The organism is Labilibacter marinus, assembly GCF_001659685.2.
Classification (GTDB): Bacteria; Bacteroidota; Bacteroidia; order Bacteroidales; family Marinilabiliaceae; genus Saccharicrinis; species Saccharicrinis marinus.
Window position 1 is genome coordinate 39162 of the sequence record NZ_LXYE02000001.1, and the last position, 26600, is coordinate 65761.

Genomic DNA, 26600 nt, shown 5'->3' on the forward strand with positions numbered 1-26600 from the left:
ATAGAGCATGTCTATAAAGTCAACTATTTCGTTATGTTTGTCATAAAAACTTCATTTATAAAAAAGCTCCTTATTAATTAGTAAATAACTTTATAATAGGGAGCTTTTCTAATGCATATGTATATTCTTAGAACTTACCGTAAAACATTTTCTTTTTATTAGCAATTTGAATTTCAAATTCGCCAGATTCAGCTACTTCTGCTAGGTCAGGATTAATAAAAGTAAGATCGCTTTTATCCAATTCAAATTCAAGTATTTTGCTTTCACCTGCCTTTAGAAATACTTTATTGTATTTGCGAAGTTTTCGTATTGGAGGTATTACCGTAGCTACTATATCTTTTACGAAAAGCTGTGTTTGAATAGCTCCATCAACTTTCCCTGTATTTCTTACTTCAATTTTAACGGCCAATTTTAATGATACGTTTAAAGTATCAGTATTTAATTGAATATTTCCGTATTCAAAAGTGGTATAACTCAAACCATAACCAAATGGCCATTGCGGATTGTAATATTTTTCGCTGCGAGCTGGGGCATCATATGTGGTAATATTTCCAGAAAACTGAGGGTAGGAGAAAGGTAGTTTACCACTTGGGTTATAATCGCCAAAAAGCACATCAGCAATAGCATTAGCACCTTTGCTTGCCGGGCGATATGCCATAATGATACCATGTATATCTTGCTCAATTTTACTAATAATTCTAGGGCGACCTTCTGTTAATACTAACACAATTGGTTTTCCTGTTTCTGCAGCAACTTTAGCCAGTTTAATTTGATCTTGCGATAATTCCAGGTCTTCAATGTTACCAGGTGTTTCAGCATAACTTCCTTCTCCCAGGCATAGCACAATGCAGTCTGCTTTGCGGGCTTGTCTTTTTAACTCTTTTAGCTCTTTATCGCTTACCTGATGAAATCCTTCAGGAGAAATACAATTCACATTTTTAGCTCCAACTTTAGCCTCAATAGCTTCTTTAATAGTCAATGTTGATTCTGGAAATACTTTTTCATTCGTTCCCTGCCAGGTGTATGACCAACTTCCGTGCAGTGAGGAAAGAGATTGAGCGGCTGGTCCCGCTAATAATACTTTGGTATTCTTAATTAAAGGAAGAATTGCTTTACCCTTTAAAGTATCATTTTTCAATAAAGTCATGCTCTCCAGTGCGGCTTGAAGCGCCACTTTAGGGTATTCATCCAATGCAAAATGTGCAACAGCTTCTTTTTCAGGATAAGGATTTTCAAATAAACCTAATTCATGTTTTACTTTCAGGATTCTACGTACGGCATCATCAATACGCTCCATGCTTACTTCACCTTCTTTAATCAATTCAACTAAATCGTGGTAAAAGCTTAAGTCATTTGGCACCATGCTCATATCAATACCGGCATTAATGGCCATTTTAACCGCTTCTTTGTTGTTGTGAGCCACCATGTGTTCTTTATGCAGATATAAAATGTCTTCCCAATCGGTTACAATTAAGCCATCAAAACCCCATTCATTTTTCAATAAATCAGTTAATAGGTATTTATTGGCATGCACAGGAACTCCATTGATACTTCCTGAGTTTATCATGATGGTTTTTGAACCTGCTTCAACCGCTTTTTTGAAAGGAGGAATAAAGGTATTGTACAATTCGATATCGGAGATGTATGCAGGTGTTCTATCTTTTCCGGTACGCGGAACGGTATATCCAATGAAGTGTTTCATACATGAAGCTACGTTGGGAATGTTTTTTACATCATCTCCTTCGTAACCTTTGATGGTAGCTAGTCCAAACTCCTCTACCATTAATGGATCTTCGCCAAAAGTCTCCTCAAAACGCGACCATAATGGCTGACGTCCCACCCCCAAAACAGGATCAAAGTTCCAACGAATACCGCTAGCACGAACCTCTTTGGCTGTTATTTGCGCTCCTTGGTAAGCTATTTTAGGGTTTCCGGTTGCTGCTAAACCTATGTTATGAGGGAATAAAGTGGAGTTTTTGGTGTAGGTAGTTCCATGGATAGCATCTATACCATATATTACAGGAATCTTCATTCTGGTTTCCTGCGCCAAATCCTGAATCAAGGTAATTACCTCATGCCATTTTTCTATGCTTGGAACACCTGGTTTTGGTATATTTAATACTGAGCCAATATTGTACTTTACAATGTATTCTTTCAGTTTTTCCGTTTGTAGTACATTCTTTTTGTAGAAAGCACCCAGCGTTATTTGCGTCATCTGACCCACTTTTTCTTCAGGAGTCATTTCTGCAATTAGCTGTTCAATTTCAGCAGGTACTTTTATTTTTTTTGTTTGTGGTGTTTTATGGCATGATACCAAGGATAGCATAGCCGCAATAAAAAGAATCCAATTTTTCATTCGTATGTATTTTCTGTTTTACACAAAATTTGAATTGCGAAAATACTTAGATATTTTAGTATATAGCACTAAGATTCGTTCTATTAATGGTGTCATTTGATAACAATGAGTCTGCATTTTGTAATATGTATTCTTTTTGTTCTTTATACGCTAATTTGATTTTGCACTGCTACCTCTTGATATACCATTGTTTACATTTCTGAAGATAATAATACAGCATATTCACTTTTGTATCTCAATTCTTTTAATCGTACTCAGTTTAATACAATGAATTCTTTTTTCATTAGTACATAATGCTTAACTTTAGTGAGATACATTATTAATTAACCAATTGTTTTAAAAATTATGACAGAGACCGAATTGATTTCCGTTTTTAACGGTAGCCCGATTGATGCAGATATTATTAAAGAGATATTAGAGGATCATGGAATAATGGTTCAAGTAAAAAATGAGCTGATGGGAAGTATTGCACCTTGGCATGTTTCGCCTGGAGGTATTGACCCTACTGAGATTGTAGTTTTAGAGAGCGATAAGGAAAATGCGCTTCTGCTGATTGATGAATTTAATAAGAGTAAATAACTAATTCAGGGTTTAATCCGAATTTATTTAAGGTATATGTTATTCACTAGGTTCAGTGTAAATACTGAACCTAGTGAATAATTAGTCTATTTAAGTAGCTTGAAATTAAATTAATAGTTAATAGCGAAGTAACTTATTTACTTCTGCGACCATCCTTTTTTACTTCCTTTTATATAGCCAATAGCCCAACCACTTCCTTTTAAAGCACACCAAAACACATCTTCGCGATAAGGATCAGGTTTTAGATCAACAACTTGGTTCGGTTGCCCTAGGTTATTATTGATTTTATTCCATGTTTTGCCTCCATCTAAGGATAAGTAAGCACCACAATTGAAAGTAGTCGCACCTTTTCTTTCGTGCTGTAGCGGAACAGACACGGTTATAATATCTGGATTAATAGGAGAGACTTCCGTTTGCCACACATACGGCATATCAAACACTTTTTCCCACGATTTACCTTCGTTTTTACTGCGCCAAACGCCGCCTTCCTCAAACGTTCCTTCTGAAGTTCCGCACGAGATAAATATATCATGTGTTGTTTTATCTATAAATACATCGTTAACGGCTTTTATTTGAGCGGGTATTTTTACTTTTTCCCAGCTTGCAGCCTTATTTTTACTCATATATAATCCACCTGTATTTCCGTTTAAACTTTGGTTGGAGGCAGCGTATAAAATCGAAGAATTTGTTGGGTGCATTTTTATTCTGCGAATGCAAACATTTGCTGGCATTCCTGTATTTTCGGGAGACCATGTATAACCACCATCATTACTTTTCATCACGCCAAACTTCGAGAATCCTTTAGGTAAACGATGTCCGCTAACTTCGGCAATAGGGTTTTTTATCACCACAAAGTAGATGTTATTCGGGTTTTGCGGATCAATAGTTAATGAATGCTGAAAAATATGCTGCATAGAATAATTGCTATCGTGTTCCAAAGGAACCGACAAGTTCTCCCAAGTTTTACCACCGTCTGTTGAACGACGAAAAGCGCCACGATGGTCTTGACGGAACATAATCATGTAAATAGTATTTGGGTCGTTTGGATGAACGGCAACCGAAGCGATAGATGTGGCTCCTTTATGGTTTACCTGACCTTCAATCTGCTTTAAAGCTACGGCTTTTTTATCTTTATAATCACCCAGAGGCGCAGATTGCCACAAACCATGTTCGCCACTACAGAACAAGTATTTGTTCTTGTCTCCAGTCTCAGTTAAGATAAACCTCCCAGGCAAATTGCTGCCTCCGCGTCCAACCCAATGGTGGGTTCCTGCAGAAGTTTCGTAGTCATCAATTTGTTCCCAGCTTTCGCCGTGATTTTCAGAACGCATAATCTGTTGTTCAAGGCAAATAAAAACTTCACCTTGGCTATTGATTTCCATAAAACGATTACCAAATGTTTCTTCTCTATTGTCTTGCTCGTGTTGTAAATGGGCATATTTAGTATTAGGTACTGTCGGATTATTTCTCGATTCCCAGTAGGCGTTATCCTTGCCTTTACTCCAATATCTACCTGTACGAGCTGTGGCAATCCATGTTTTTCCACCATCTGAAGTTTTCCAAACATCACCAGGTAAAAAGGCCTTATCGTGTTTGGTGTTGTGTGAAATGTATATTTCATCCTTATTTAATGGATTTACTACAATTCTGTTATATACAGAATATACTTTCTCTGGTAATTCCGGATATTTAGTTTTAGCCTCTTTGTCGTTTTTTAAACCTAACCAATGTGCTACCGAACGAAAGTACTTCATCCTTGCTCCATAGCTTGTCATCTTGTTCATATTTACCGCCAAATTACCCGAAATATTGACCCAACTTTTACCATGGTCAGTACTTTTGTAAATACCACCTTCAGATGTAATTGTTTTTCCTTCGGGAGTAAAACTGGTTTGATCTACAGCATATAAAACGAATTCATTATTCTCCTTATCATAGTAAGAAGTTAATGCGCGAGGTGAATTATTGGGTAAACCTTGACCTCCCAACTTCCAACTGTTACCTGCATCATTACTTAAATAAATACCAGAATTAGCGGCCATTATAACGCGTTTTGAATCGCTTGGGTCAACAATGATTTTAGCCACATCTAATGTTTCGGGTAGACCTTTAGTTACTTTCTTCCAGCTTTTACCTTTATTGGTGCTTTTGTAAATATGCCCGTAACTTGCATACTTATAAAAGTAACCTTGCGCAGGATCATTTAAGCTAGCTTGAGTGCGATGATTTGCTTTTACATTCCAAAAATCGCCAGCTCCCATATACCAATTATTATCATTGTTCGGATCAACGGCCAATTCGCAATACTTTCCGCTTCCTTTAAATAATGTGGGTTTCCATCTTTTACCCTGGTCGGTAGTTTTATATAAAGTTCCTCTTACATCTATAGCTAAACCAAAATTGGCATCTTGATGCGAAAATGTAATGGACTGAACCCTGCGCATATTCATTCCTGTGCCATCCACATCTTTTATGGTTTGCCATGATTCTCCATTATCCCAAGTACCGTAGCTGTTATACATGTCGGGCGACATAAACATTACATTGGCATCTGTAGGGTGACACCAAAACTCTTCACAATATCCAGCCATACCTGGCCCTACCTGTGTCCACTCAACCAAATCACTTGATTCTACTCGCTGAGATTGAAGCGTTTTAAAATACTTTTTATCGGTTTGGGCTTGCATATTCATTGCCATTACTAAGACCAATGCGGAAAATATAAGCTTCATCATATAAATTGTTTATTAAAATTTCTCCTTTAATCATTCTCTTTTTGTTAGGGGTAAAAGTAGCTTTTACGAAGAGTGGATTGAGGGTGGCTTTACTATCTAAAAACGAGTAGTTTTGTATTCTCAATACTGATAAGGACAAATGATACTTGTTTGCTTGTATTCAGGTTTTGTTATTGGAGCTACGCTAACCGAGATATGTTAAGAATTTCGTGCTTGTTTATTTGGGCTTATTAAATTATTTTGGCTGAAAATCTATAAATACTAAACCTAATTATGATGAAAAAATTAAGCTTAATATTACTTGTTTTAATTCTATCAATTTCAACGTTTGGACAAAGCGAAAAACAAGGCCTTATAAAAAACTCGCTTACTATAAAAACAACAGGAATACGGGTTAAAGATTTTAAAATTAAGAAAGCTCTTACTGCGTATGATATTGCCCTCAATTGTACTTATATGCATTTTGTATCAGAAGATATAAATAGCGACTATCTCGTTCTGCCTGTGCTTGCCATTAACAAATTACCCATTTCAGCAAAAGAATTAAAAAAGATTAAAGCGGAAGATGTTATAGAGTATCAGTTTAGCACAGGTATTGAAACACGAGCTTTGTATGGCACAAGTGCATATTATGGTCGTTTAGTGTTTAAGTTGAAAGAAGAGAAGAAAAGGTAAAAACGGTTAAGTATCAATGTGCTATAGTTGTGTTTTATAGTTCATTCTTTTTTAATTTATAAGGATGTAAAAAAAAATAGCATAAAAAATCAATCCATACAAAACATTATTCTGTATGGATTGAAGATTGATATTATAATGATTTCAATGGTTTCCCATTCTTCTCGTCCAGTAGTTTTTAAAATTAACTGCCAGTAATTATTTCCCCAAATATTTAATCAATTTGCTACTATCTCCTAGTCCTTTATATAGCGTACGGATAAACCAGAGGCATTATTACTTGATTGTTTGATTACGTCAGAACCAATTATACTTCGTGAATAATATGTGTAAGCGGCTTCTTTGGTAGAAGTCCAATAGAAAGCTTCGTATCCTATTTCTCCAAATCCACCATGGCTGCTATATCCGCCATGGCGAGAACCTCCTGGTAATGCAGAAAAGCCGCTACTATTATTGGCATAAAAATTATATCCAATATGTTCTTTTGCATTTGTTTCCATCCAGCCTATTTGTGCAGCTAATTTTTTGGCTATTTTTCCACGATCTTGGCCATGTTTGTTGGCATCACTCGCACTCATACCTAGTTGCATTTCTAGTGTTTTCCATTCCGCATCACTTGGTAGGTGCCATCCGCTAGGGCATGCATTTAGTGCCGCATGTTTATTGTACAAGACTCCATATGTCTCATAACAATTAACGGTCATTTTATTCGATCCATTCTGATATTCTATACCATCGCCGTTCCAATCCACACCTCTTACTTCCTCGGTATGCTTTTTTGCTGCAGCAATTTCGCTACCTTCGTATCCATAAACATAATAGCGGCTTTCATCATTAGATCCAACACCTTCTGTAGACGGATAAACACTTGGTAGATAACGTAAATTTTCAGCCATCCATGTTTGATTACCTATTTGTATTGTCTTGTACACTTCTCCATCACGCGCATCTGTAAAAGACCCATAGTTTAAATCAGGGTTTAAAACTTCGTTCATTTCTCTTGGCGTAGCAGTTATCATTACACCTTTCGATTCTTCCAAATCAAAACCTATTATTGTTTGAGTTTTTACCGCAAAAACATATTCCTTATCATTAGTAAGTTCTGGAACTACCACAAGGCTGTCGCCAAAGATTACGGGAAGTGAGAGTTCGGTAGTAGGCTCCGTCGCTGTTTTGCCTTCATTGTAATAAAATGTAAGCATATAATTGCTTTTATCCTCCAAAGGAGTCCAAATTAATATTACACGTCCGTTTCGGGGTATAACCTTCAAATTGCTTATATTCATCTTGTTGGCAAAATCTGTAGTGGTAGCTATTATCGTAATTCCTGTTGTTTTATTTCCTTCTGTATCTACGGTTCTAAGCAAGAAAACATACTGCGTATCAGCCACCAGATGTTCAATATATGTACCTCCGTCATCACCAGTGCTAGTATAGAAGGTAGTTGCATCCGCAGCGCTAGAGCCTTTACCATAATAAATTTCAACATGGTCAAAATTATCCGTCTGAGGGTTGTCCCACGACAGCCACAGCGAAGCAGACTTGACTTGAGCAACTTGTAGATCAGATATACCTCCGAACTCCGAACTCGATTGCAATTTAGGCTCCTCATCTTTACCGCATGATGTAAACATGCTCAGCAAGCTTATTACAACGGTTATTAGCATTAGTTTTGATAATCCATTTTTTGTCTTCATTTTCTTATGTTTTTATATGAACACTGTTTTAAGTTTCGTATGTTCAAGTCCATTGATTCATTTGCTTTTATACCAATATCATGTTGTTACTGGTATTACTATGTCACAAATAAATACAATACCTAAGAGCTAAATTTGCAACATTTGAATATGAAGTAAGAAAGTTTGAATACGAGGTGTTATATAAAGAAATTGTATATCAAGAAAAGTAGGAACTTAATTATATATTATTCCTTTAATTATTGAGATAAAACATGCAGGTGGTATTTAGGGCTATAAAAAAATCAATCCATACAAAAACAATGTTCTGTATGGATTGAAACTTATTATAATAATTGTGTGAGTGGGCAAATGTATTTGCTTCAATGCCTATTTACTAATAGACCGTTGAAGCATATGTTTTACGAAGTTCAAGGTAATTGGCCTTCATTTGTTCAACTCTTTTTGCATATTCTGGATGACTTAGCAAATTTTTAGATTTGTCTTCCTGCACATTGTCTTTAAGGTTATATAGAGCAATTGGTTCAATGGTTTCCCATTTTTCTCTTCCAGTGGTTTTTAAAATCAACTTCCAGTCTCCTTCGCGTAAAGCGTAAAATGGTCCGTTGGCAGCTTGCGAGGCATGCATCAAATATTTATGCAATGGCTTAGTCGATTGCTTGGTGAATACAGACAATAAGTTGGCCGAATCGTGTACTTTGCTTTTATCCAGCTTTACCTGAGAAAGGGCGGCTAAAGTGGCTACCATATCGTGGGCAACTATAGGAACATCTGATTGTGTGTTGGCTTTAATTTTACCTGGCCAAACTGCTATAAACGGAATGCGATGACCCCCTTCAGCAATGGCTCCTTTTTTACCCGATAGATGATTACTGGAGTTATGACCTGCTTTTCGGAGCGCTACATTATAATTAAGTCCACCGTTATCAGAAGTAAAAACGAATAGTGTGTTTTTAAACAAACCGTTTTTCTTTAGTGCTTTTATCATCATTCCTACTTGTGTGTCCAGCTCTTTAATCATATCACCATGGCTGCCTAGGGTTGTTCCGGCTAGTTTAATGCCATCTAATTCTTTGGCTGGCGTATGCGGTACATGCACTGCCTGACTGCAATAATACAAGTAGAATGGTTTAGCATCTTTGGCTTGTCCTTGTTGGTTGATATAATCAACGGCCTTGTTGGTCAATATAGGACCTGCTAACATAGGATCCCAGTTAGAATCTCCAATGCCATCTCTGTTTTTGTTTTTTTCTTTGCTTTCGTATTTAGTCTGTTCAAAAGGTATATGAACCAGTTTAGAGTTGTCTTTAATTTTCATCCATTTTCCGTTCTCGTAAAAAACGTATGGTTTATTCTGAACCCCTTGCGGTAATTCAAGGGAATAATCAAAGCCATAATACTGAGCACCTTTTTCCATGGTTTGGTAGTCTTCATGCTCTTTTGGCCAACCATCCCATTCGCCACCAAGTCCCCATTTACCTAAGAAAGCGGTTGTGTATCCTCCTTCTTTTGCTATTCGGGCAATGGTGGTAAATTTAGGTTCTATACCCGCATCAATAGCGGGTTGCCAAACGCCCCATGGAGTAGGTGTATTACGATGAATATAATTCCCCGTCATCATAGAAAAACGAGTAGGAGCGCACAATGAAGAAGGGGAGTGGGCATCTGAAAAACGCATCCCTTGCTCTATTAATTTATCTAGATTAGGTGTAGGGACTACTGGTTGTTTGCCCGTACGTTGCTGATGATAATATCCAATGTCACCCAAGCCAATATCATCGGCCATAACAACCACAATATTGGGTTTGCTTTGACTACTTATGTTGAAGGAGAAACCCAAACAGATGATAACTGCTAATAAATATTTTACCTTTTGCATATTATTTCTTTTTTTTTGCTTGTTTTTTCTTTTGCTGTATTAGCATTTCCTCATAGGTTCCCGTTAAATAATCCTTTTTATCTTCTGCTTTAGCCTTTCGGCTGAATAAAGTAGCGTACTTTTGATAATCGTGATGGTCAAGGGCATTTTTTGAGATATGCTTGACCTGCTTATCGTATTGCTTACGCATTTTAAGTAATTGCTTTTTAAAGGTAGGATTATTTACCTGATTGGTCATTTCAAGTCTGTCTTTACTTACATAAAATAGTTCTTCAGCAGGTTCCATTTTATCATCGGCATATTGCCAATAGATATATTTCCAATCTTTAGAGACTACCGTCATGGCCTGAATTTCGTCGTTACCCCACATATTAAACAATGGAATGCTTCCACGCTTAAACTTTTTAGGTTTATTAATCAATGGATTTAAATCCTTACCGTCCATATTACCAGGAATATCAACTCCTGCATAGCTCAAAATGGTAGGAGCCATATCCATATTTCCGGTTACCGTTTCCCTTTTGATGCCACGTTTGTTTTTAGGCGTACGCGGATCAAAAATAATGAGTGGCGATTTAGAAGCCTCTTCGTAAGGAAGTACCTTTCCAGCTAAGCTGTGTGCCCCACAGCTATAACCATTATCACTGGTAAAAATGATGATGGTATTATCAGCAACACCCTGCTCTTCCAATGTTTTTCTGATCATACCCAAAGCATAATCAACACCATGAATTAACTGGTTATATTTGGTGATGGCCTCTTGATAGGATTCCTCTGAATCGCGCCAGAAATTGTAACTGTTGTATTGGCGACCCGATTTTGCTTGCGCAGATAGGTGCTCCGCATTCTCTGCACCATAGTTATCTGGTTTCTGATATTTTTTGCCTTTATAAACGTAATCGAAATATTTATCGGGCGTAAATGGTAGGTGAGGTGCTTTAAAGCTGATGGACATGCAAAAGGGCTTTCCCGTTTCTTTGGCTTCGACAATAAAATCCTTGGCCCAAGCCCCATAAGCACGACTACTGTGCGGATATTTATCGGCATACTTAGCCAAGTATTTGTTATTGGCCGTTTTGTAACTGGTTTGACCTAAACCACCAGCCCAGTTGTCAAAAGCATCCACTGGAAGAACATCCCAGCTTTTATCGTCCCAACTAGCACCATCGGAAACAGCTAAGCCAAACTTACCGGCAAAACCGGTATAATAACCATGCTTTTGCATGATAACAGGATATGAGTGTGCAAATTTATCTTTACGCAAAGGGCCATGCATAAAATTACAACCCGTTTTGTACTCGTACATCCCCGTTAAAATAATTGCTCTACTGGCCATACAGATAGAGGTGGTGTTATAATGGTTCGAAAACATCACACCATCTTTAGCCAATTGATCCATATTGGGCGTTACTACCTGATCGTTACCGTAACAGCCCGTAGCAATGCTGGTTTGATCATCTGAAAGTAAAAAGACAATGTTGGGTTGTTTTTGAGCTGATAATTTACAGCTCAACAAGAGTATGATTGCAATGTGTATTATTCTATTCATGGTATTTACTTTAAACTCAAAATATATATTGGAATTCAATATGGCTATGAAACCAATGGGTGCTTCGCCCAAACCAGACCTTATTCAGAAACGTTTATGAATACTCAATTCTTAATTGTTCCGATGTTTTTGATAACAAAAACTATTTTGTTTTGATGATGTGTTGTTTTAAAAGAGACAGGATTTACATGTAAAAAGATAATCCTGTTTTATCATGTAAATCATGTCTTGAGTATTGTTATGCATAAATATATGCGTGCATAATAACTCACTTTCTACTTTACAAACTATTGCACCTTATACTGTTCTTTCAAGCGTTTAAGTTCTGCCTTCATCTCTTTAATAACACCTTGTATCTTGGAGTTTGAATAGATGTTATTCATCTCTGAAGGGTCTTTTTTAAGGTTGTATAGTTCCCATTCTTCGCCGCCTTTTACATCTTCGCCATAAAAACGAATAAGTTTATATTGTTTGTTTGCTACCCCTTCGTGTCGGCGAACCGCATGTGCTCCTGGATATTCGTAATAATGGTAATACAAGGATTTACGCCAGTCCTTTGGCGTTTTACCTTTAATAATAGGAACAATACTTTTTCCTTGCATATCATCCGGAATAGGCGCTCCTGCTATATCCAAAAAGGTTTCTGCAAAATCAATATTTTGGATTAAATCCTTATTTACACTGCCTGCTTTTGCTTGGCCGGGCCAGCGCACAATTAAAGGTGTGCGAAAGGATTCTTCGTACATAAAACGTTTGTCGAACCAACCATGCTCACCCATGTAAAACCCTTGGTCGGAAGAGTACATAACGATAGTGTTGTCATCTAAACCAGACTCTTTTAAGTAAGCCATCACGCGTCCTATGTTTTCATCTACACTCCAAATGCAACGTAAATAATCCTTCATGTAAATTTGATATTTTAAGCGAGCAAGCTCTTCGTCAGAGAGATTTAAATTGGCGTACTGCTTTCTGCGCTCATCAAATCTATCATCAATACCTCCTTTTTTAAACCATTCCTTTTCCAGTTCTTTCATCTTAAGATCACGATCCAGATTCATGTCTTTTAGTATACTCATTTCCTGTCCGTGTGCAGCTGTAGTTCGCGTTGCGTAATCATCAAATAAATTGGCAGGTTCAGGAATGCTTATATCCTCATACATGGTCATATGTTCGCGTTTAGGAACCCAAGGACGATGAGGTGCTTTATGGTGCAACATCATCATAAAAGGCTTGTCCTTATTGCGTTTGTTTTCTAACCAATCGATGGATTTATCCGTGATGATATCTGTGGTATACCCTTCGTATTGCTTTTTACCATTTTCGGATAATAGGGTAGGGTTTACATACGATCCCTGACCAATTAATACCTCCCAATAGTTAAATCCTTGCATATCTCCATCCAAGTGAATTTTTCCAATCATAGCGGTTTCGTAACCATTCTTGCGCAGGATTTTTTGAAACTGCTGCTGATCGTGATTAAAAGGATGCTTTTTAGTATTGGTAAATTTACCGTTCATATGGCTCATTTTACCTGTTAATAAGGCGGCTCTACTGGGTGCACAAATGGAGTTTTCCACATAACACTTATCAAAGCGAATACCTTCAGCCGCTAATTGATCAATGTTTGGCGTTGGGTTAAGACTTTGCAACCTACCACCATAAGCACCAATGGTTTGGTACGAATGATCGTCGGTAAATATCCAAATGATATTGGGACGTTTGTTTTTTGCACCTGCGCTTATTAGGCATAATAGCAGAATGAGTGTAGATAAGATTTTCATATTTTTTTTTTAGTATAAAGTATAAAGATATAAGTATAAAGATTTGATAATGGTCAATAGTCAATAGTCAATGGACAATAGTCAATACTTTTGCCAACTGCCAACTGCCCACTGTAGACTGTTTACTGTCCACTGCCTCCTGTCCACTGCCTACTGCCTACTGAATACTGTCCACTCCCCACTTCTAGCGCTTCCCTGTTGGAATTCTGCTATCTCTGGTATCGTTATATTTGGCCAATAGGTAGTTTACTTTTCGTTGATATTTAGGATGATCGATCAAGTTAAATTCTTCGTGCTCCCATATATTTTTATTTAAATCGAATAGCGCTACTGGCGTTCTGGTTTTATCGCTGCGGTCTTTTTTATCAAACTGAATAATCAGTTTCCAACCATCTTCAATAATCATACAGGCTTTTTGCGAACCTCCCTGAAGCATTACATAAGGGTGTGTTTTAGCATTTTTTTCTTGCTTTAAAACGGGTAGTAGATTATACGAATCAATGGCTGCTCCTTCTTTAATTTCTTGCTTTGCTATGGAGGCAATGGTGGCCATAATATCTAAGCCAATAACAGGCTGCTTGCTTTGTGTATTGGCTTTTATTACACCAGGCCACGATACAATAAAGGGCACACGACTGCCACCCTCGTAATAATCGTTTTTGCATCCGCGATAAATATCGCTGGGTTCATGACGGGCATTCCAAGTATCACCATCTACATGCAAACCACCATTGTCTGAAGTGAAAATAAACACCGTATTTTCATAGATGCCTTGTTTCTTTAATTCATCTATCATCATACCCATCTGCACATCTAGCTCTTTAATCATATCCATATGGTTGGATGGTGTTGTTCCTGCAATTTTTACTCCGTTTAACTCCTTGGGAGCGGAGTGAGGTGTGTGCACAGCCTGCGAGCAGTAATACATAAAAAAAGGTTTGTCGCCTTTAGCCTTACTTGCAATATAATCAACGGCCTTGTGGGCAATAAGAGGACCAATGTTGGTTGGGTTCCAATGACTATCGCCTAAGCCTTCTTTTTTTTCCATAGCTAAACCAAGGCGCTCCATATGCCCGGTATCTATTAAGCTAATTAATGATTCTTGGTGTAACGGAAACCATTGATCGTTTTCGTAAGCTAGATAAGGTTCGTTCTGAATGCCTGAAGGAAGCGTAAAATTATAGTCGAAACCATTTTGGCTGGGTCCACCATCGGCAATTTCACTAAGATCGACATGCAGATTTTTTTTGCCTTTGCCTTTTAGCAGTTGGTATATTTTATCAGGATTCTTTTTATCGCGAAAGCTAGTGCCCAAGTGCCATTTACCAATAAAGGCGGTGTGGTAGTCGGCTTGTTTCATTAAGCGACCAAGGGTTAATGTTTCTGGCGTAAATACCGAAGGGGCATAACCACTCCAAACACCCCATGGCAGCGGACTGCGATAATTGTGATTACCCGTCATGATAGCATAACGCGAAGTAGCACATAGGGCTGCTGGTGCATGCGCATTGGTAAAAATCATACCACCAGAAGCCAACTTATCCATATTTGGCGTTTCTAATTTTATATCGGGGTTGTGCAATCGGCGGTAATGAGAAACATCGCCAACGCCCAGGTCATCTGCCAAAACAACAATAATGTTGGGTTTATCTTTGCTCTGAGCTAAAGAAACAGCGTAAAGGCAAACAAGGAAGTTTGCCAAAAATAATAACTTCTTCATTTTATGTAGATTTTTAAATATTGTCTGATTTTTATAGTATTCAAAGTTGAAAAATTATAAGCGAAGAAGCGTCCATTATTGAGTATAATACAAGGGGGTAAACAGACAGGCAAGGTTTTAATTGTTTCTGTCAATATGCTTTTGTCTGTACAAGTGTAATTTATTGAGGATAGTTGTTTTTTTATATGGTGAAGGTTTGATGATGGCGCATTGGCTTTTTGTTTATTGGCGCCGCCAAAAGGTTTAATACCTCGAGGCTTGCCTCGTTACTAAATTTAGTATTCTAATTCATACCTCTGGGCTTGCCCCGAGGTGGTTGATTGTAGTACTTATATAAATATTAAAACCACCTAGGTTTTTGAAACCTGGGTGGTTTAATTTCAGTTGTTACAATAGCAAATAATAAGTTGGTTAATCTTTTTTTTGAGGGTAAAACGCTGGTTTTAGTTTTTATTATAACGGTTTCTAATCTTTTGATTAATTTTTTCCATTATTTCAGCCACCACAGCAGCCACATCTTTATATTTTTCGGGCTGTGCCACAAGCATGGCGTTTAGGTATCCAATGGTTTGTTTTTGCAACTGATGTACTTCTTTTTTTATAGACGAAGCAGCCACTAGTTTTTCTTTGCTGGCTTCTGCAGATATGGATTCACGATATTTGCTTTTAAAAGTCTCTTCCGAACCTGTGTATTGGGTAATTAGATCGGTTAAATTTAAATCGCTAATAATACTTACCATTTCAGGCTTGGCCAGTTCATTTAATAATGATGTAGTTAAGTTACTTTGCACCGAGTAGCTTTCTCTGTCCATGGCTAAGCCATGTTGTTTAAGCAATTGATATACTTCGGCAGCCTTACCTGTTTTATCGTCTGTAGGTAAAGCCATAAAGCCGCGAATAAATAATTTTAGTGCATTATGGTAAGCATCCCGGTTTTCATCCAGTGCTATTAGTTCCTCGGTATTTTCTCCACCTCTGTCCGAAGCTATAGAAATGTTCATCTCTTTGCCCCTTGCTGCCTAGCTCTTGGGCTTGTTTGGTTAAAAAGGCATCATCAACTCCTTTTTCTAAAATAGCTACAGATAAATCAATGGCTGTTTCGCTGCTTTCACTTACAGTTGTACGTGCACTGGGATTTTCAATTTTTTTCATAGAATAATGTTTTTTTGCTTATGGTTTGCTATTGTGTAGATTGAAATTAAGTAAAATAAAATATATTTCAAAATATAGAATGTAATTTTATTTAGTCTGTTTAGTAGTGTGTTATGGTGAGTGTGGTTTGTGGGTGTTTAATTTCTATAAAACAGTATTGAGGTGCTTAATTGAATAGCATGTAAGGGAAAATATAGAAGTGTTAGCGCCATTTTATTGTATTAATGCCGTTGCAAGTTTACGAGAGCTCTAATACAAGTTAATTAATGCCCTCGCAGATTTACGAGAGCATTAATACAAGTTAATTAATGCCCTCGCAGACTTACGAGAGCATTAATACAAGTTAATTAATGTCCTCGCAGACTTACGAGAGCATTAATACAAATTAATTAATGTCCTCGCAGATTTACGAGGGCATTACTACAAGTTAATTAATGTCCTCGTAAGTATGCTTGTGCATTATTTCAAGAGAAAACACTTTAAAGTAGATATAATCATGTCATGTTTTATGATACTTTTATGTATGAAATATATGATTACTAGGATAAAATACTAAATTAGCGTGGCTTTAATTCCTCACAATGGGGATGCTTTATTTTAGGGAATATATGGTTAAAAATTACCTAAAATTAAGTTGTTGAACATATTGAGGTGTAGTTGCCATACCTATACGGCATGGAAAGTACACCTTTAGGAAATATAAAAGCGAAATAAAGCTACCTGGTGATTTTGTTAGGTAGTTGGCAATCATAGAAAAAACAGAAAACAAATGAACTGGAGTGAAAAGTTTGAATCAATAATAATTTACGATACGAGAAGGATTGAAAATTATGAATTTGATAAACCTACAGCAATGTTTTTAACGACTGTTGGACTACCAAAGGATTCTGCTCCTTTTTTATCATTTGCGGAAAATAATGACATTCAGTATGAAGGAATTCTTAGACTAACTGACTATTTTGATTTTTTAGAAACAGAATTTGAAAAATATATTGTTATTGGTTCAAATGGAAATGGAGACCAAATAGTAATTGACGTAGAAGATAATTGTAAAATTAAACTTCTTGACCACGATAATAATTTCTCAGAAGAATTCATTAATAATTCCATTGAAAAATTGCATTTCAGTTTAATTATTTATCAGGAATTTATAGATAATATTCAAAAAGAACTTGGAGAAGATGCTCTCTTTGATTATAAATATACAGACGAACACTTGAATTTATTAAAAGTTAAATTGGAGAAAAACGACCCAGAATCATTAATTGAAAATACTTTCTGGACAGAAGAAATAGAGATATTAATTGCGAATAGAGATGATAATCAATAAACTACGCTTGCCAACAATAAATATACGTAATGCGGGGCGATTTAGTAAATTTAATCATTAGAGCATTTAATAAACAAACTAGCAGTTTGATAGTGAAGTGCCTTGAAATCCCGCACTACACATATTCGAGCCGTTAGCTACCATTATCCATGCCGCTTAAAGGAATACATTTTAATTTTATACATAATGAAAACAATCTTTTTGGGAATCATTCTAAGTTTAATCTCTTCAATATCTTATTGTCAGTTAAATGACACCATATATTTTGACACTCAGGGAAAGGTGTGCTCGAATGATAATTTTAATAGTTATCGAATTGCAAGTCAAGATAAAATAAATGGACTATTTATACTAACCGATTATTATAGTAATGGTTCTGTTGAAAGTGTACATAGTTATAAAACCGATAAAGGAGAAAAGAAATTCGGTGAATCACTTACTTATTATGATAATGGTCAAATAAAATCAAAATGCAATTTTACCAATAACAAAGAAAACGGAACTTTCACTAAATGGTTTAGAAATGGTTCTGTTGACCAAATTGGTTTGTACTCAAAAGGAAAAAAAGAAGGATTATGGTCATACTACTTTAAGAGTGGAAAGGTAAGTGCTGAAATTAATTACAAAAAGAATAAAATTATTTCAGAGAGGTATTTGAATGAAGATGGAACTCACTTGGACGATGTTACAAAAGCCTATAAAACCGCAGAATATCCTGGTGGTTTGGAAAAGTTAAGATTAACAATAGCAGATAATCTAAAATATCCAGTAAAAGCACAAAAAAAAGGAGTAGACGGAAAAGTTTACGTGACATTTATTATTGACCCATTAGGAAATATGACTTCTATTGAAATAGCCAAGTCATTAAATCCCGAATTAGACGACGAAGCATTAAGGGTTGTGAACTTATTAGAAAAGAAGTGGGTTCCAGGTAAGAAATTCAATAGACCGTATGATATAAGTTTTACATTGCCTGTTAATTTCGAATTAACAAGAAATTGAAAGAAGCTTTGAAATGAAAGTGAAAAATAACGGTAGCTAATAAATAGAACTATGAGTGGTCGGCACGACCCAGCGATGAGTTCCGGTTGAACTCTATCCCGGATTATCTATGCACTTATCGAAGGTTATATGTGTTTTAGCATTAGATTGTAGATGTTTATGTTAATTATTTCATAGTGTATAGTGAATAAAACTTCACGTACGGTTCGATGAAGGGGGTGCTGATAGTTTACTTATTATTGTTACTTTTAGTCACAGTAATTTGAGTAAGCTATCAGGCTCTACTCTACGTGGTCAGCTTGAATCCAAGAACAGAGACATTAAAATAAGTGAAAGAAATTGAATATATAGAAACGGAAAGAACTATAATGCGTAAACTGACAACGGAAGACGCAAAGGATTTCTATACATTAAATCTTGACGCAGAAGTATTAAAATTTACTGGGGATAAACCATTTGAAGATTTACAATCCGCAATAGATTTCTTGACTAACTATGATCAATATGAAAAATTTGGAGTTGGACGACTTGCAGTTATCGACAAAAAAACTTCAGAATTCTTAGGTTGGTGTGGGCTTAAATTTAATAAAGACAAAAATGAATATGACCTTGGGTTTCGATTTCATAAAAGGTTCTGGAATAAAGGACTTGCAACTGAAACTTCAAAAAAATGTCTTGATTTTGGTTTTAATGAACTTAAAATTGAGAGAATAGTTGGACGAGCAATGAAAAAAAATATTGGCTCAATCAAAGTTCTTGAGAAAATAGGTATGGTATTTAAAGAAAAATTTGACTTTGAAGGACAAGAAGGAGTTATTTACGAACTGAAAAAAAGAATTGAATAATAAAAAGCCGAACCGCCAATAAATAGAACTATGAGTTGTCGGCACGCCCCAACGATGAGTTATGGTTGAACTATATCTCGGATTATCTATGCACTTATCGAAGGTTATATGTGTTTTAGCATTAGATTGTAGATGTTTATGTTAATTATTTCATAGTGTATAGTGAATAAAACTTCACTTACGGTTCGATGAAGGGGGCGCTGATAGTTTACTGATTATTGTTACTTTTAGGGGTATTAATTTGAGTAAGCTATCAGACTCTACTCTACGGTGCAAGCCAAAAGCCCAGAACGACATTAGTTTCGAAAACGATTGATGAATTGGTATAATGCAGTTCTGGTTTTGGAAGATTGCAATTAATTAGGAGTTTCAACCGTTTCCAAAAAAATCTTATTTATTTCATCTAAGAAAATATTGTAATTGGCCAATTCTTGAGGAACATCAGCATTTTTCTCCATATCATGGAAATGATGAGTTGCCAATAAATCCATACCAGTAAAAGTATTCATTTTATGAAATCCAAACATTACACCTTCATCAACGCTTTTCTGTTCAAAAAATTCATTTTCTAAAGTAAATGCCGTTTTGGGAGCATTCCAACTAGTCGTTAGAATATATTTTTTCCCTTTCATTAAACCACCCGTACCATAATTTATTTTTGGATTTTTTCGACTTCTTCCATCACTTTCATAAATCCCATTTTGGTGTCCTTCAGTAAAAACACTGTCCAAGTATTTTTTAAACCCAAAAGGAATTTGAAACCACCAGATGGGTGTATGGTAAATAATTAAGTCAGCCCATTTAAATTTTTCAACCTCTTCTTTAGGGTCGTATTCATCTCCAACTTGTATTGCTTTTACATTATATCCGTCTAACGCATTAAAAAAAGAGACTGAATTTTGAAAAAGTGTCTCATTAAATTTGCCTTCGGAATGTGCAAATGGATGACTCCCATTTATTATAAATACATTTTTCATCTGTTTATAATTTGTTTGATTTGCCAAATGGAACTCTCAAGAAATTTCAATCATTCTCCTGTGTGAAAATGAATATTTGAAATTTACATGGTCGTTTCATTTGCTTATTTTTAAATTCTTGACAAATTTATAACAACCACATCTATTATAAAAACAATGTAATTAATACCTTTGTATTATAATATTAATAGGTATGGTGAATTTAGAATGGTATAGAACTTTTAAGGAGATATATGAAAATGGGACTTTAACAAAAGCCTCGATTGAATTATACACTTCGCAACCAGGTGTAAGTGTGCACTTAAATGCTCTGGAAACATATGTTGGCAAGAAATTATTTGAACGAACTTCCCGTAGAATGATTCCAACAGAAGAAGGAAAAGTTTTATATGAGTATATAATTGAAGCTATTAAAAAATTAGAAAATGCAGAACAGCATTTTAAAAAAACTACACAAGATAAATATCCATCTATAAATATTGGAATGTGTTCTGAAATGTTTCAACTCATTGTTGAACCCGAACTTTCAAAATTAAACTTTGATTTAATGGCAAGGTTTGGAACTCATACGAATTTGATAAAAGATTTGGATAACGGAATTTTAGACTTAGTAATAACACCAAGAAAACATATTGAAAAAAAAACATTGCTTGAGTATATTCCATTTGCAAAAGAAAGGATAGTGTTAATTGCTGGAGGTAAAACAGACACCTCTATAATAGAAACACTAATAAAAACTAACAATTGGAAAGATTTAGAAGACGAACTCCTTCAAAATACTTGGTACAGCTCTTCAAATGAAATGGAGCATTTTAGGCGATTTTGGTTTGAAAATTTCAATAAAAAGCCAACATTTAAACCTAACTATATATTACCAAATATATCTTCAAGTATTAGATGTTTGAGTGATGGAGATGGCCTTGCCATAGTTCCTGATTTCTTATGCAAAGATGAGATTTCAAATAGCAAAATAAAATTGATTTGGGAGGGTAAAGTAAGGACTGAAAATATTTTATACTTTGCATCAAGAACTGATTTGAAATATAAAAATGAATTAGATGTTATTCGAAATATATTTAAAAGAAAAATGAAATAAAAGCAGTACAATAAATAGAACTATGAGTGGTCGGCACGATCCAGGGATGAGTTTCAGTTGAACTATATCCTAGATTTTATTTAAGCTATCCATTCAAAAATGCACACAGTTATTTATTATTTTGTTGTTTGATGACTAAAAGCAAAACATGTTACGATTCAGAATCGGGAAGTAAGGTGAAAATGGGCCCTACTTGAAAATGCAGAGCCCATTTTATTTTAATTAAACCCTATTAAATTGTAATACTGTAACCAAGGAATAAAAAGCAAAGTAGCAACAAGTACTAAGGATTGATAGATTATACCCATCGTTTTTAACTCTTTAAATCGGATGACTTTTACTAATAAATATATGCCAACTAATACCAATGGAATAATGATTAAGGGTATTACTAAAGCAAATTTTAGAAGCAATGGTATGCCATATAAAAACTCCATCGGATCGACCGTCATTAATGTGTAGGCTAAAAGCACAATAAAAAGTAGGCTTAATGAGGCCAATAAAAAGTTAACCCTTTTAAGTAGGTGACTTTTTCTTTGGCGAACAAATATTCTGCGTACTGCAGACGCCATCATGTAAATCAATAAAATAAGTACAATGCTACCTAACCAAAACATCTGAAATTTAATAGGTTCGTACCATTTTAGTTTATGCCACACATAATACTCAAAACACGATTCTACAAAGAAATAAGATATTTCTTCATTCACGCCCTTGCCAAAAGCTATATGTCTATTAAGAACCGAATGGAAGGTTAAATCAGAGACAGGCGTAAGTTTATCGTTCCATTGAGGTATTTCAAGCGTATTATCTTTTTCCACAATTTCCATTTCCATAAATTTCCCCATTAAGATGCCTAATTTATCCAACGATGAAGTTCCATGAAAGGCATATCGGTACTTCCCGGTGAAGGCCTCCAATGGTTCATCAACAGAACCTATGGCCTCCAATGGTTCATTAACAGCACAAGAGTTGTCAACAGAGCAGGTGGCAGCTTTATCATTTACCGTTTCATTAGCATCCATGCTTTCCATCATAAGCTTTGTCAGAAGCTCATTAGAAATATTGTTAAGAAAAAACTTACTTTTGGGGGTTAGTGGATTCCCGGAATTAACGGAAATAAACAGGCCTGTGTTTTTTTCCGGAATCAAGGTTAATTGACTATTAAACCCCTGTGCTGTGCCAGTGTGATAATAAACTCCTATTCCGTTCCAATTCGATTCGAAAAATGCCAACGATCGTCCACAATTCGCTTTGGGGAAATGTTTGAAAGATTCGTGATACATTTTTGCAACGGAGGCAGAATCTATAATTTGCCGTCCTTTATAAGTACCATTATTTAAGAGCATAGCTATATAATGCCCCATATCTGAAGCCGTGGCATTTAATGATCCTGACGGATAATCTAGTTTAAAATCAGGTTTGTACGGAATGAGTTGTTGATCTTTTTGCAAGTAACTGCTAACGTAGTTGTCTTTGAGTTCCACAGTTCTTTTAAAACCACTGCTGTTCATCTCCAGTGGTTTCAGTACATTATCTCTGATATACGCAAAACATGGCACGCCAGACACCTCTTCAACAATAAGCCCCAATAAAGCATAGCCTTGATTGCTATAGTTAATAATTTGTCCTGAAGGCCTTATTTGCAATGGTTTTTGTTCTTTTAAATACTGAGCTAAAGGAGCGACATCTTTTTCAGCCCGTACTGCCGTGCCTGTAATCAAATTGTCCAAACCCGATGTATGCAATAAAAGCTGCCTTACGGTTATTGAGTCGTTGAATTTGTACTTTAATTGGAAGCTTTTGAGGTAACGATTAACATCCTTATCCAGCTCCAGCTTTCCTTCCTCAATCAATTGCATGGTTGCTGTTGCTACAAATGTTTTTGAAATGGAGCCCACACCAAATATAGAATGGTGAGCATCTACCGCAGTTTTCGATTCAATTTCGCTTACACCATAACCATTAAGGTGACGAATGGAGTCGTCTTTTATTAATACAATGGTTGCCCCTACAATATTTAAAGAGTCAATACCTTTTGTCAGCTTTGAATCGATCCATGCACTTAAAGCTTCTGTTTGGAGATTTTCAGTTTGAGAATACACTAGGTTTCTATTTAAAAAGAAAGAGCCTAGCATTAAAAATGTAATGATTAAATGTTTCATCTGTTTAAATTTATTTTTCAATGGTCAGATGGAACTCCCAAATAAATTTAATCATCCTCCTGTGTGTAAATTGGATAATCAAATTTGCATGGTCGTTTCATGTGTTTAAAATTTGATTTTTAATTGCCACATGGAACTCGCCAATTAAAACCTCTTCCTGTGAGAGAATATTGGCTCCTGACTCGTTTCATGTGTCTATTTTTCTCTGGTTAATTACTTCTGCCAAAGTATATGAGGCAGAGAGAAATAGCAATGTCGAATCCAGTTCTAAACAGGTTGTTTGTCGACTCTCACAGGGTTTTGATGCGTTTTTAAGCGTAACGCAGAAAATGAAGTTTTCTTGCAGAGACTAATTAACAGATTTTAAAGGCCTATCAATGTCAGGAAGAGAGTTGTTTTTTATTAATCGCCTTAATGGCAATAAAGCAAAATAGCAACGAAAACGAATAAATAAGTAGTCCATAAATGGTAACAATCATAGAAACGCTTATGCCATCAAATACCAATTCAGGTTCAGGCTTTATTCCACTTTCGGTAATAATTTCACTTTGAAGGAACATTGAATAAAGTCCAAGCATCGAACCGCATATTCCGAATACGAGCGTAAACAAGCCCATAATTTTCCCATATCCAAGTCTGCGAATTACTTTTTCGCTGCTTACTTTTTTAGAATAATGTGCAAGTACAAAATGATATATTAACCAAGCAGTCGTAATTATTAATAAAATGGTTAGCATGACCATAAATTCAATACCTCCCAAGTAAAATAATTCTTTTATCTGTTTAAGCATATCTATATTATTGTAATTCTTTAATGAAAAATGCCAAGGTTGAATCAACTTCTTTACGTTTTGCTCATCGATTCTAAACAGTTTTCTTTATAATTGCCCCGAAATTAGAGCAAAATATTAAACAATGAAACGATAAGGTAAACATGTTTAAACAGATCAATAAAAAATTTAAAAAAATACATTATCATATCGCTTACTGCATTTTTGTTCTATTTGTTTTATTATTTGTATTTCGGTCTGCATGGGTTAACCTTAAATTGCTATTTTTCTATATCGGTTTATTCTTGCCCATTGTTTTAGCTACTTCCTATTTCTTTAATTATGTAATTGTACCCAACTATTATCTTACCAGAAGGTATGCAAGGTTTATATTTTATACTTTTTGTACAGCCGTTATTTCATGGTATCTCGAAATATTAGTATTGGTATTTGCCTATGTAACGCTGGCAAAATTTAGTTACATAACTCCAAATTCAGTTCAGGTAGCTCGGGTACCTATAGTCCTGTACATGTTAGTTTTTGTAGGATCCTTTTTATTCATGATGAAACAAATCATTGAAAAAGGCCAGGTAATTAATAAACTGGAAATTGAAAAAGAGAAAACTAAAAAGTCATTTCTTGAAATAATGTCTAATCGTAAGATGATTAAAATTCCTTATGATGAAATTATTTATATCGAAAGTTTATCCGACTACATTAAGGTAACTACAATAAATAATGAGATTAAGAGTAAAGAAAAAATAAGCAAACTATCAGAAAAATTACCTGATATTTTTTTAAGAATTCATCGTTCGTTTATTATCAACACCGACAGAATTAAAGAACGCTCTTTGGAGCAGGTTTTAGTTGATGGCTATCAATTAAATATTGGTAGAAGCTATAGAAAAGATGTTAAAGAAGTATTGAATTCCAGAGATACAACAACTACCGCCAATAAATAGAGTATATAGGTAGTTGGCACGCCCCAGCGATGAGTTTCGGTTGAAGTTTATTCCACTCAACAGGTTTGGTATATTCTTGCCAAATGTTACCACCAAGCTTAGGGAAAATCATCATATATAATAGCAACATTAGGTCATTCATAGTCTGTGAATTATTAGGGTTTTAATTGAAATCAAAGAACTATGAAATTGCTCCATTTGACGCTGGGTAATTGACTTTAGAAAATGCAATAGTACTTGGGAGTTGTCCTACTATCAATTGTATTTAAACTAATTAATTAAAGGTATACTGCCTAAAAATCAAAACTCCTGATAAACAGGAATAACTTCGAGTCCTTTGTCTGTCAATTCTTTTTTAACCTTGCTAAATTCGCGGGTAAAGCCCAGTAAGTAACCACCGCCACCCGAGCCACAAAGCTTAAGCAGATAACGATTGTTAGAAATACCATCTTCCCAATGTTTTAAAAACTCATCAGGAATCATCTCCTTTAAATATTGCAGTTGAAATTTAGAAAGCTGCTTTAGGCTTTTGTAAAAATTATTTAAATCGCCAGCCAGTAAAGAGCTAATGCATTTATTAGTGGTGGGTATTAAATCGTTTTTTATACGTTCTATATAAGTAGGGTTCAAGCATTTTTTCATAAACAAGTCCACCAAGGGAGCTGTTTTACCAACCTGCCTGGTGTTCACAATAAAAACGGCATCATCCGATTGTATGTTTTCGCGCGAAATACCTATGGAAGAAATATTCTTTTGGTCCTTGATAAAAAGCGGATGTTTCAAATAACAAATCAAAGGGTCAATACCTGAGCTTTTACCATGAAAATAGGATTCTAAGCGTGAGAAAATAGATTTTAATTGTTGTGTTTCTTCACTCGCAAGCCCTGCTTTTGCATGGATGCGCTGTATACCATATTGCTTGTATATAGCGGCTACCAAAGCACCGCTACTACCTAATCCGTATCCCTCAGGAATGGTCGATTCAAAATATAAACCTTTATCAATATCAGCTAAAAGCTTTTCTGTATCAATAATGTCAGGCGTATTTTCTTTTAAGTAGGTGGCAAATTGTTTTAGGTGCTCATTAGAGTGTTTGGCGTAATCTAAATCGGTATATCCCGACGAATTAATAAAACCCAACGAACCGTTAAAGTGAGAGTACGGAATAGTTAATCCGTTAGAATCAAATAGTATAGAGTACTCTCCAAATAAAAGAACCTTGGAGTAAAAAGTGCTGTTTTTTTTGTTAAAAGACATGCCTTATTTCATCTGTTTAAAAATTAACAAAACCCTTATAACTGGTGCAAATTTCAATCAAACTCTTGTGTGA

The 26600-nt window shown here is 35.5% G+C and carries 20 protein-coding genes; 7 read left to right on the top strand and 13 right to left on the bottom strand.

Annotated features, from left to right (window positions below):
* Positions 1–127 precede the first annotated feature (127 nt).
* On the bottom strand, positions 128–2356 hold the full coding sequence (locus A8L32_RS00115; RefSeq protein ID WP_075589669.1) for a glycoside hydrolase family 3 N-terminal domain-containing protein: 2229 nt from the start codon (positions 2354–2356) through the stop codon (positions 128–130).
* Positions 2357–2701: 345 nt separating this feature from the next.
* On the opposite strand from A8L32_RS00115, the gene A8L32_RS00120 reads away from it, so the two are divergent.
* Positions 2702–2935: a putative signal transducing protein gene (locus A8L32_RS00120; protein ID WP_075589670.1), complete on the top strand. Its 234-nt coding sequence runs from the start codon at positions 2702–2704 to the stop codon at positions 2933–2935.
* A gap of 137 nt (positions 2936–3072) precedes the next feature.
* Here A8L32_RS00120 and A8L32_RS00125 read toward each other — a convergent pair whose 3' ends face one another.
* Entirely contained in the window at positions 3073–5670 is a 2598-nt protein-coding gene (locus tag A8L32_RS00125) for a sialidase family protein (protein WP_075589671.1), read from the bottom strand.
* A gap of 276 nt (positions 5671–5946) precedes the next feature.
* Between A8L32_RS00125 and A8L32_RS00130 the strand changes: the two genes are divergently transcribed.
* Positions 5947–6345 (top strand): hypothetical protein, encoded by a 399-nt coding sequence (locus A8L32_RS00130; protein ID WP_143524962.1) that lies wholly within the window; start codon positions 5947–5949, stop codon positions 6343–6345.
* 236 nt (positions 6346–6581) lie between these two features.
* Here the strand turns inward: A8L32_RS00130 and A8L32_RS00135 are convergent, their stop codons facing one another.
* The 7 genes from A8L32_RS00135 to A8L32_RS23455 all read right to left on the bottom strand — a co-directional run bounded on the left by A8L32_RS00135 (position 6582) and on the right by A8L32_RS23455 (position 16123).
* Positions 6582–8042: an FISUMP domain-containing protein gene (locus tag A8L32_RS00135; protein WP_075589673.1), complete on the bottom strand. Its 1461-nt coding sequence runs from the start codon at positions 8040–8042 to the stop codon at positions 6582–6584.
* Between the two features lie 376 nt (positions 8043–8418).
* Complete coding sequence (locus A8L32_RS00140) at positions 8419–9921, bottom strand: sulfatase family protein (RefSeq protein ID WP_075589674.1); 1503 nt, start codon at positions 9919–9921, stop codon at positions 8419–8421.
* A gap of 1 nt (position 9922) precedes the next feature.
* The gene (locus A8L32_RS00145) at positions 9923–11470 is read right to left on the bottom strand and encodes a sulfatase family protein (protein ID WP_083631134.1); all 1548 of its coding nucleotides are present in this window, start codon (positions 11468–11470) and stop codon (positions 9923–9925) included.
* A 287-nt stretch (positions 11471–11757) separates the two neighbouring features.
* Positions 11758–13251 carry a sulfatase family protein gene (locus A8L32_RS00150; protein WP_075589676.1) on the bottom strand — a complete coding sequence of 498 codons (1494 nt, stop codon included), beginning with the start codon at positions 13249–13251 and terminating at the stop codon, positions 11758–11760.
* 184 nt (positions 13252–13435) lie between these two features.
* Positions 13436–14971 (bottom strand): sulfatase family protein, encoded by a 1536-nt coding sequence (locus A8L32_RS00155; protein ID WP_075589677.1) that lies wholly within the window; start codon positions 14969–14971, stop codon positions 13436–13438.
* Between the two features lie 443 nt (positions 14972–15414).
* The gene (locus tag A8L32_RS00160; protein WP_143524963.1) at positions 15415–15972 is read right to left on the bottom strand and encodes a DUF6261 family protein; all 558 of its coding nucleotides are present in this window, start codon (positions 15970–15972) and stop codon (positions 15415–15417) included.
* Positions 15908–16123 (bottom strand): hypothetical protein, encoded by a 216-nt coding sequence (locus A8L32_RS23455; RefSeq protein ID WP_075589679.1) that lies wholly within the window; start codon positions 16121–16123, stop codon positions 15908–15910. The genes A8L32_RS00160 and A8L32_RS23455 overlap by 65 nt, the downstream gene beginning before the upstream one ends.
* Before the next feature lie 769 nt (positions 16124–16892).
* Between A8L32_RS23455 and A8L32_RS00170 the strand changes: the two genes are divergently transcribed.
* The 3 genes from A8L32_RS00170 to A8L32_RS00180 all read left to right on the top strand — a co-directional run bounded on the left by A8L32_RS00170 (position 16893) and on the right by A8L32_RS00180 (position 19300).
* The gene (locus tag A8L32_RS00170) at positions 16893–17453 is read left to right on the top strand and encodes an SUKH-4 family immunity protein (protein WP_075589680.1); all 561 of its coding nucleotides are present in this window, start codon (positions 16893–16895) and stop codon (positions 17451–17453) included.
* Between the two features lie 186 nt (positions 17454–17639).
* Complete coding sequence (locus A8L32_RS00175) at positions 17640–18455, top strand: energy transducer TonB (RefSeq protein ID WP_075589681.1); 816 nt, start codon at positions 17640–17642, stop codon at positions 18453–18455.
* 329 nt (positions 18456–18784) lie between these two features.
* Entirely contained in the window at positions 18785–19300 is a 516-nt protein-coding gene (locus tag A8L32_RS00180) for a GNAT family N-acetyltransferase (RefSeq protein ID WP_075589682.1), read from the top strand.
* A gap of 356 nt (positions 19301–19656) precedes the next feature.
* Here the strand turns inward: A8L32_RS00180 and A8L32_RS00185 are convergent, their stop codons facing one another.
* On the bottom strand, positions 19657–20277 hold the full coding sequence (locus A8L32_RS00185; protein WP_075589683.1) for an NAD(P)H-dependent oxidoreductase: 621 nt from the start codon (positions 20275–20277) through the stop codon (positions 19657–19659).
* A gap of 193 nt (positions 20278–20470) precedes the next feature.
* Here A8L32_RS00185 and A8L32_RS00190 point away from each other — a divergent pair, with 193 nt between their 5' ends.
* Complete coding sequence (locus tag A8L32_RS00190; protein WP_075589684.1) at positions 20471–21373, top strand: LysR family transcriptional regulator; 903 nt, start codon at positions 20471–20473, stop codon at positions 21371–21373.
* A gap of 218 nt (positions 21374–21591) precedes the next feature.
* Here A8L32_RS00190 and A8L32_RS00195 read toward each other — a convergent pair whose 3' ends face one another.
* On the bottom strand, positions 21592–23538 hold the full coding sequence (locus A8L32_RS00195) for a serine hydrolase domain-containing protein (protein ID WP_075589685.1): 1947 nt from the start codon (positions 23536–23538) through the stop codon (positions 21592–21594).
* 380 nt (positions 23539–23918) lie between these two features.
* Positions 23919–24329 (bottom strand): MotA/TolQ/ExbB proton channel family protein, encoded by a 411-nt coding sequence (locus A8L32_RS00200; RefSeq protein WP_075589686.1) that lies wholly within the window; start codon positions 24327–24329, stop codon positions 23919–23921.
* A 539-nt stretch (positions 24330–24868) separates the two neighbouring features.
* Here A8L32_RS00200 and A8L32_RS23460 point away from each other — a divergent pair.
* Positions 24869–25270: a LytR/AlgR family response regulator transcription factor gene (locus A8L32_RS23460; protein ID WP_158027181.1), complete on the top strand. Its 402-nt coding sequence runs from the start codon at positions 24869–24871 to the stop codon at positions 25268–25270.
* A 300-nt stretch (positions 25271–25570) separates the two neighbouring features.
* Here the strand turns inward: A8L32_RS23460 and A8L32_RS00210 are convergent, their stop codons facing one another.
* Positions 25571–26527: a mevalonate kinase family protein gene (locus A8L32_RS00210; RefSeq protein ID WP_075589688.1), complete on the bottom strand. Its 957-nt coding sequence runs from the start codon at positions 26525–26527 to the stop codon at positions 25571–25573.
* Between the last annotated feature and the right edge of the window lie 73 nt (positions 26528–26600).

What these genes read in the sequence shown, in the direction of transcription:
- A8L32_RS00115 (WP_075589669.1), bottom strand. Translation starts at nt 2,356, where the DNA reads ATGAAAAATTGGATTCTTTTTATTGCGGCTATGCTATCCTTGGTATCA.
- A8L32_RS00120 (WP_075589670.1), top strand. Translation starts at nt 2,702, where the DNA reads ATGACAGAGACCGAATTGATTTCCGTTTTTAACGGTAGCCCGATTGAT.
- A8L32_RS00125 (WP_075589671.1), bottom strand. Translation starts at nt 5,670, where the DNA reads ATGATGAAGCTTATATTTTCCGCATTGGTCTTAGTAATGGCAATGAAT.
- A8L32_RS00130 (WP_143524962.1), top strand. Translation starts at nt 5,947, where the DNA reads ATGAAAAAATTAAGCTTAATATTACTTGTTTTAATTCTATCAATTTCA.
- A8L32_RS00135 (WP_075589673.1), bottom strand. Translation starts at nt 8,042, where the DNA reads ATGAAGACAAAAAATGGATTATCAAAACTAATGCTAATAACCGTTGTA.
- A8L32_RS00140 (WP_075589674.1), bottom strand. Translation starts at nt 9,921, where the DNA reads ATGCAAAAGGTAAAATATTTATTAGCAGTTATCATCTGTTTGGGTTTC.
- A8L32_RS00145 (WP_083631134.1), bottom strand. Translation starts at nt 11,470, where the DNA reads ATGAATAGAATAATACACATTGCAATCATACTCTTGTTGAGCTGTAAA.
- A8L32_RS00150 (WP_075589676.1), bottom strand. Translation starts at nt 13,251, where the DNA reads ATGAAAATCTTATCTACACTCATTCTGCTATTATGCCTAATAAGCGCA.
- A8L32_RS00155 (WP_075589677.1), bottom strand. Translation starts at nt 14,971, where the DNA reads ATGAAGAAGTTATTATTTTTGGCAAACTTCCTTGTTTGCCTTTACGCT.
- A8L32_RS00160 (WP_143524963.1), bottom strand. Translation starts at nt 15,972, where the DNA reads ATGAACATTTCTATAGCTTCGGACAGAGGTGGAGAAAATACCGAGGAA.
- A8L32_RS23455 (WP_075589679.1), bottom strand. Translation starts at nt 16,123, where the DNA reads ATGAAAAAAATTGAAAATCCCAGTGCACGTACAACTGTAAGTGAAAGC.
- A8L32_RS00170 (WP_075589680.1), top strand. Translation starts at nt 16,893, where the DNA reads ATGAACTGGAGTGAAAAGTTTGAATCAATAATAATTTACGATACGAGA.
- A8L32_RS00175 (WP_075589681.1), top strand. Translation starts at nt 17,640, where the DNA reads ATGAAAACAATCTTTTTGGGAATCATTCTAAGTTTAATCTCTTCAATA.
- A8L32_RS00185 (WP_075589683.1), bottom strand. Translation starts at nt 20,277, where the DNA reads ATGAAAAATGTATTTATAATAAATGGGAGTCATCCATTTGCACATTCC.
- A8L32_RS00190 (WP_075589684.1), top strand. Translation starts at nt 20,471, where the DNA reads ATGGTGAATTTAGAATGGTATAGAACTTTTAAGGAGATATATGAAAAT.
- A8L32_RS00195 (WP_075589685.1), bottom strand. Translation starts at nt 23,538, where the DNA reads ATGAAACATTTAATCATTACATTTTTAATGCTAGGCTCTTTCTTTTTA.
- A8L32_RS00200 (WP_075589686.1), bottom strand. Translation starts at nt 24,329, where the DNA reads ATGCTTAAACAGATAAAAGAATTATTTTACTTGGGAGGTATTGAATTT.
- A8L32_RS23460 (WP_158027181.1), top strand. Translation starts at nt 24,869, where the DNA reads ATGATGAAACAAATCATTGAAAAAGGCCAGGTAATTAATAAACTGGAA.
- A8L32_RS00210 (WP_075589688.1), bottom strand. Translation starts at nt 26,527, where the DNA reads ATGTCTTTTAACAAAAAAAACAGCACTTTTTACTCCAAGGTTCTTTTA.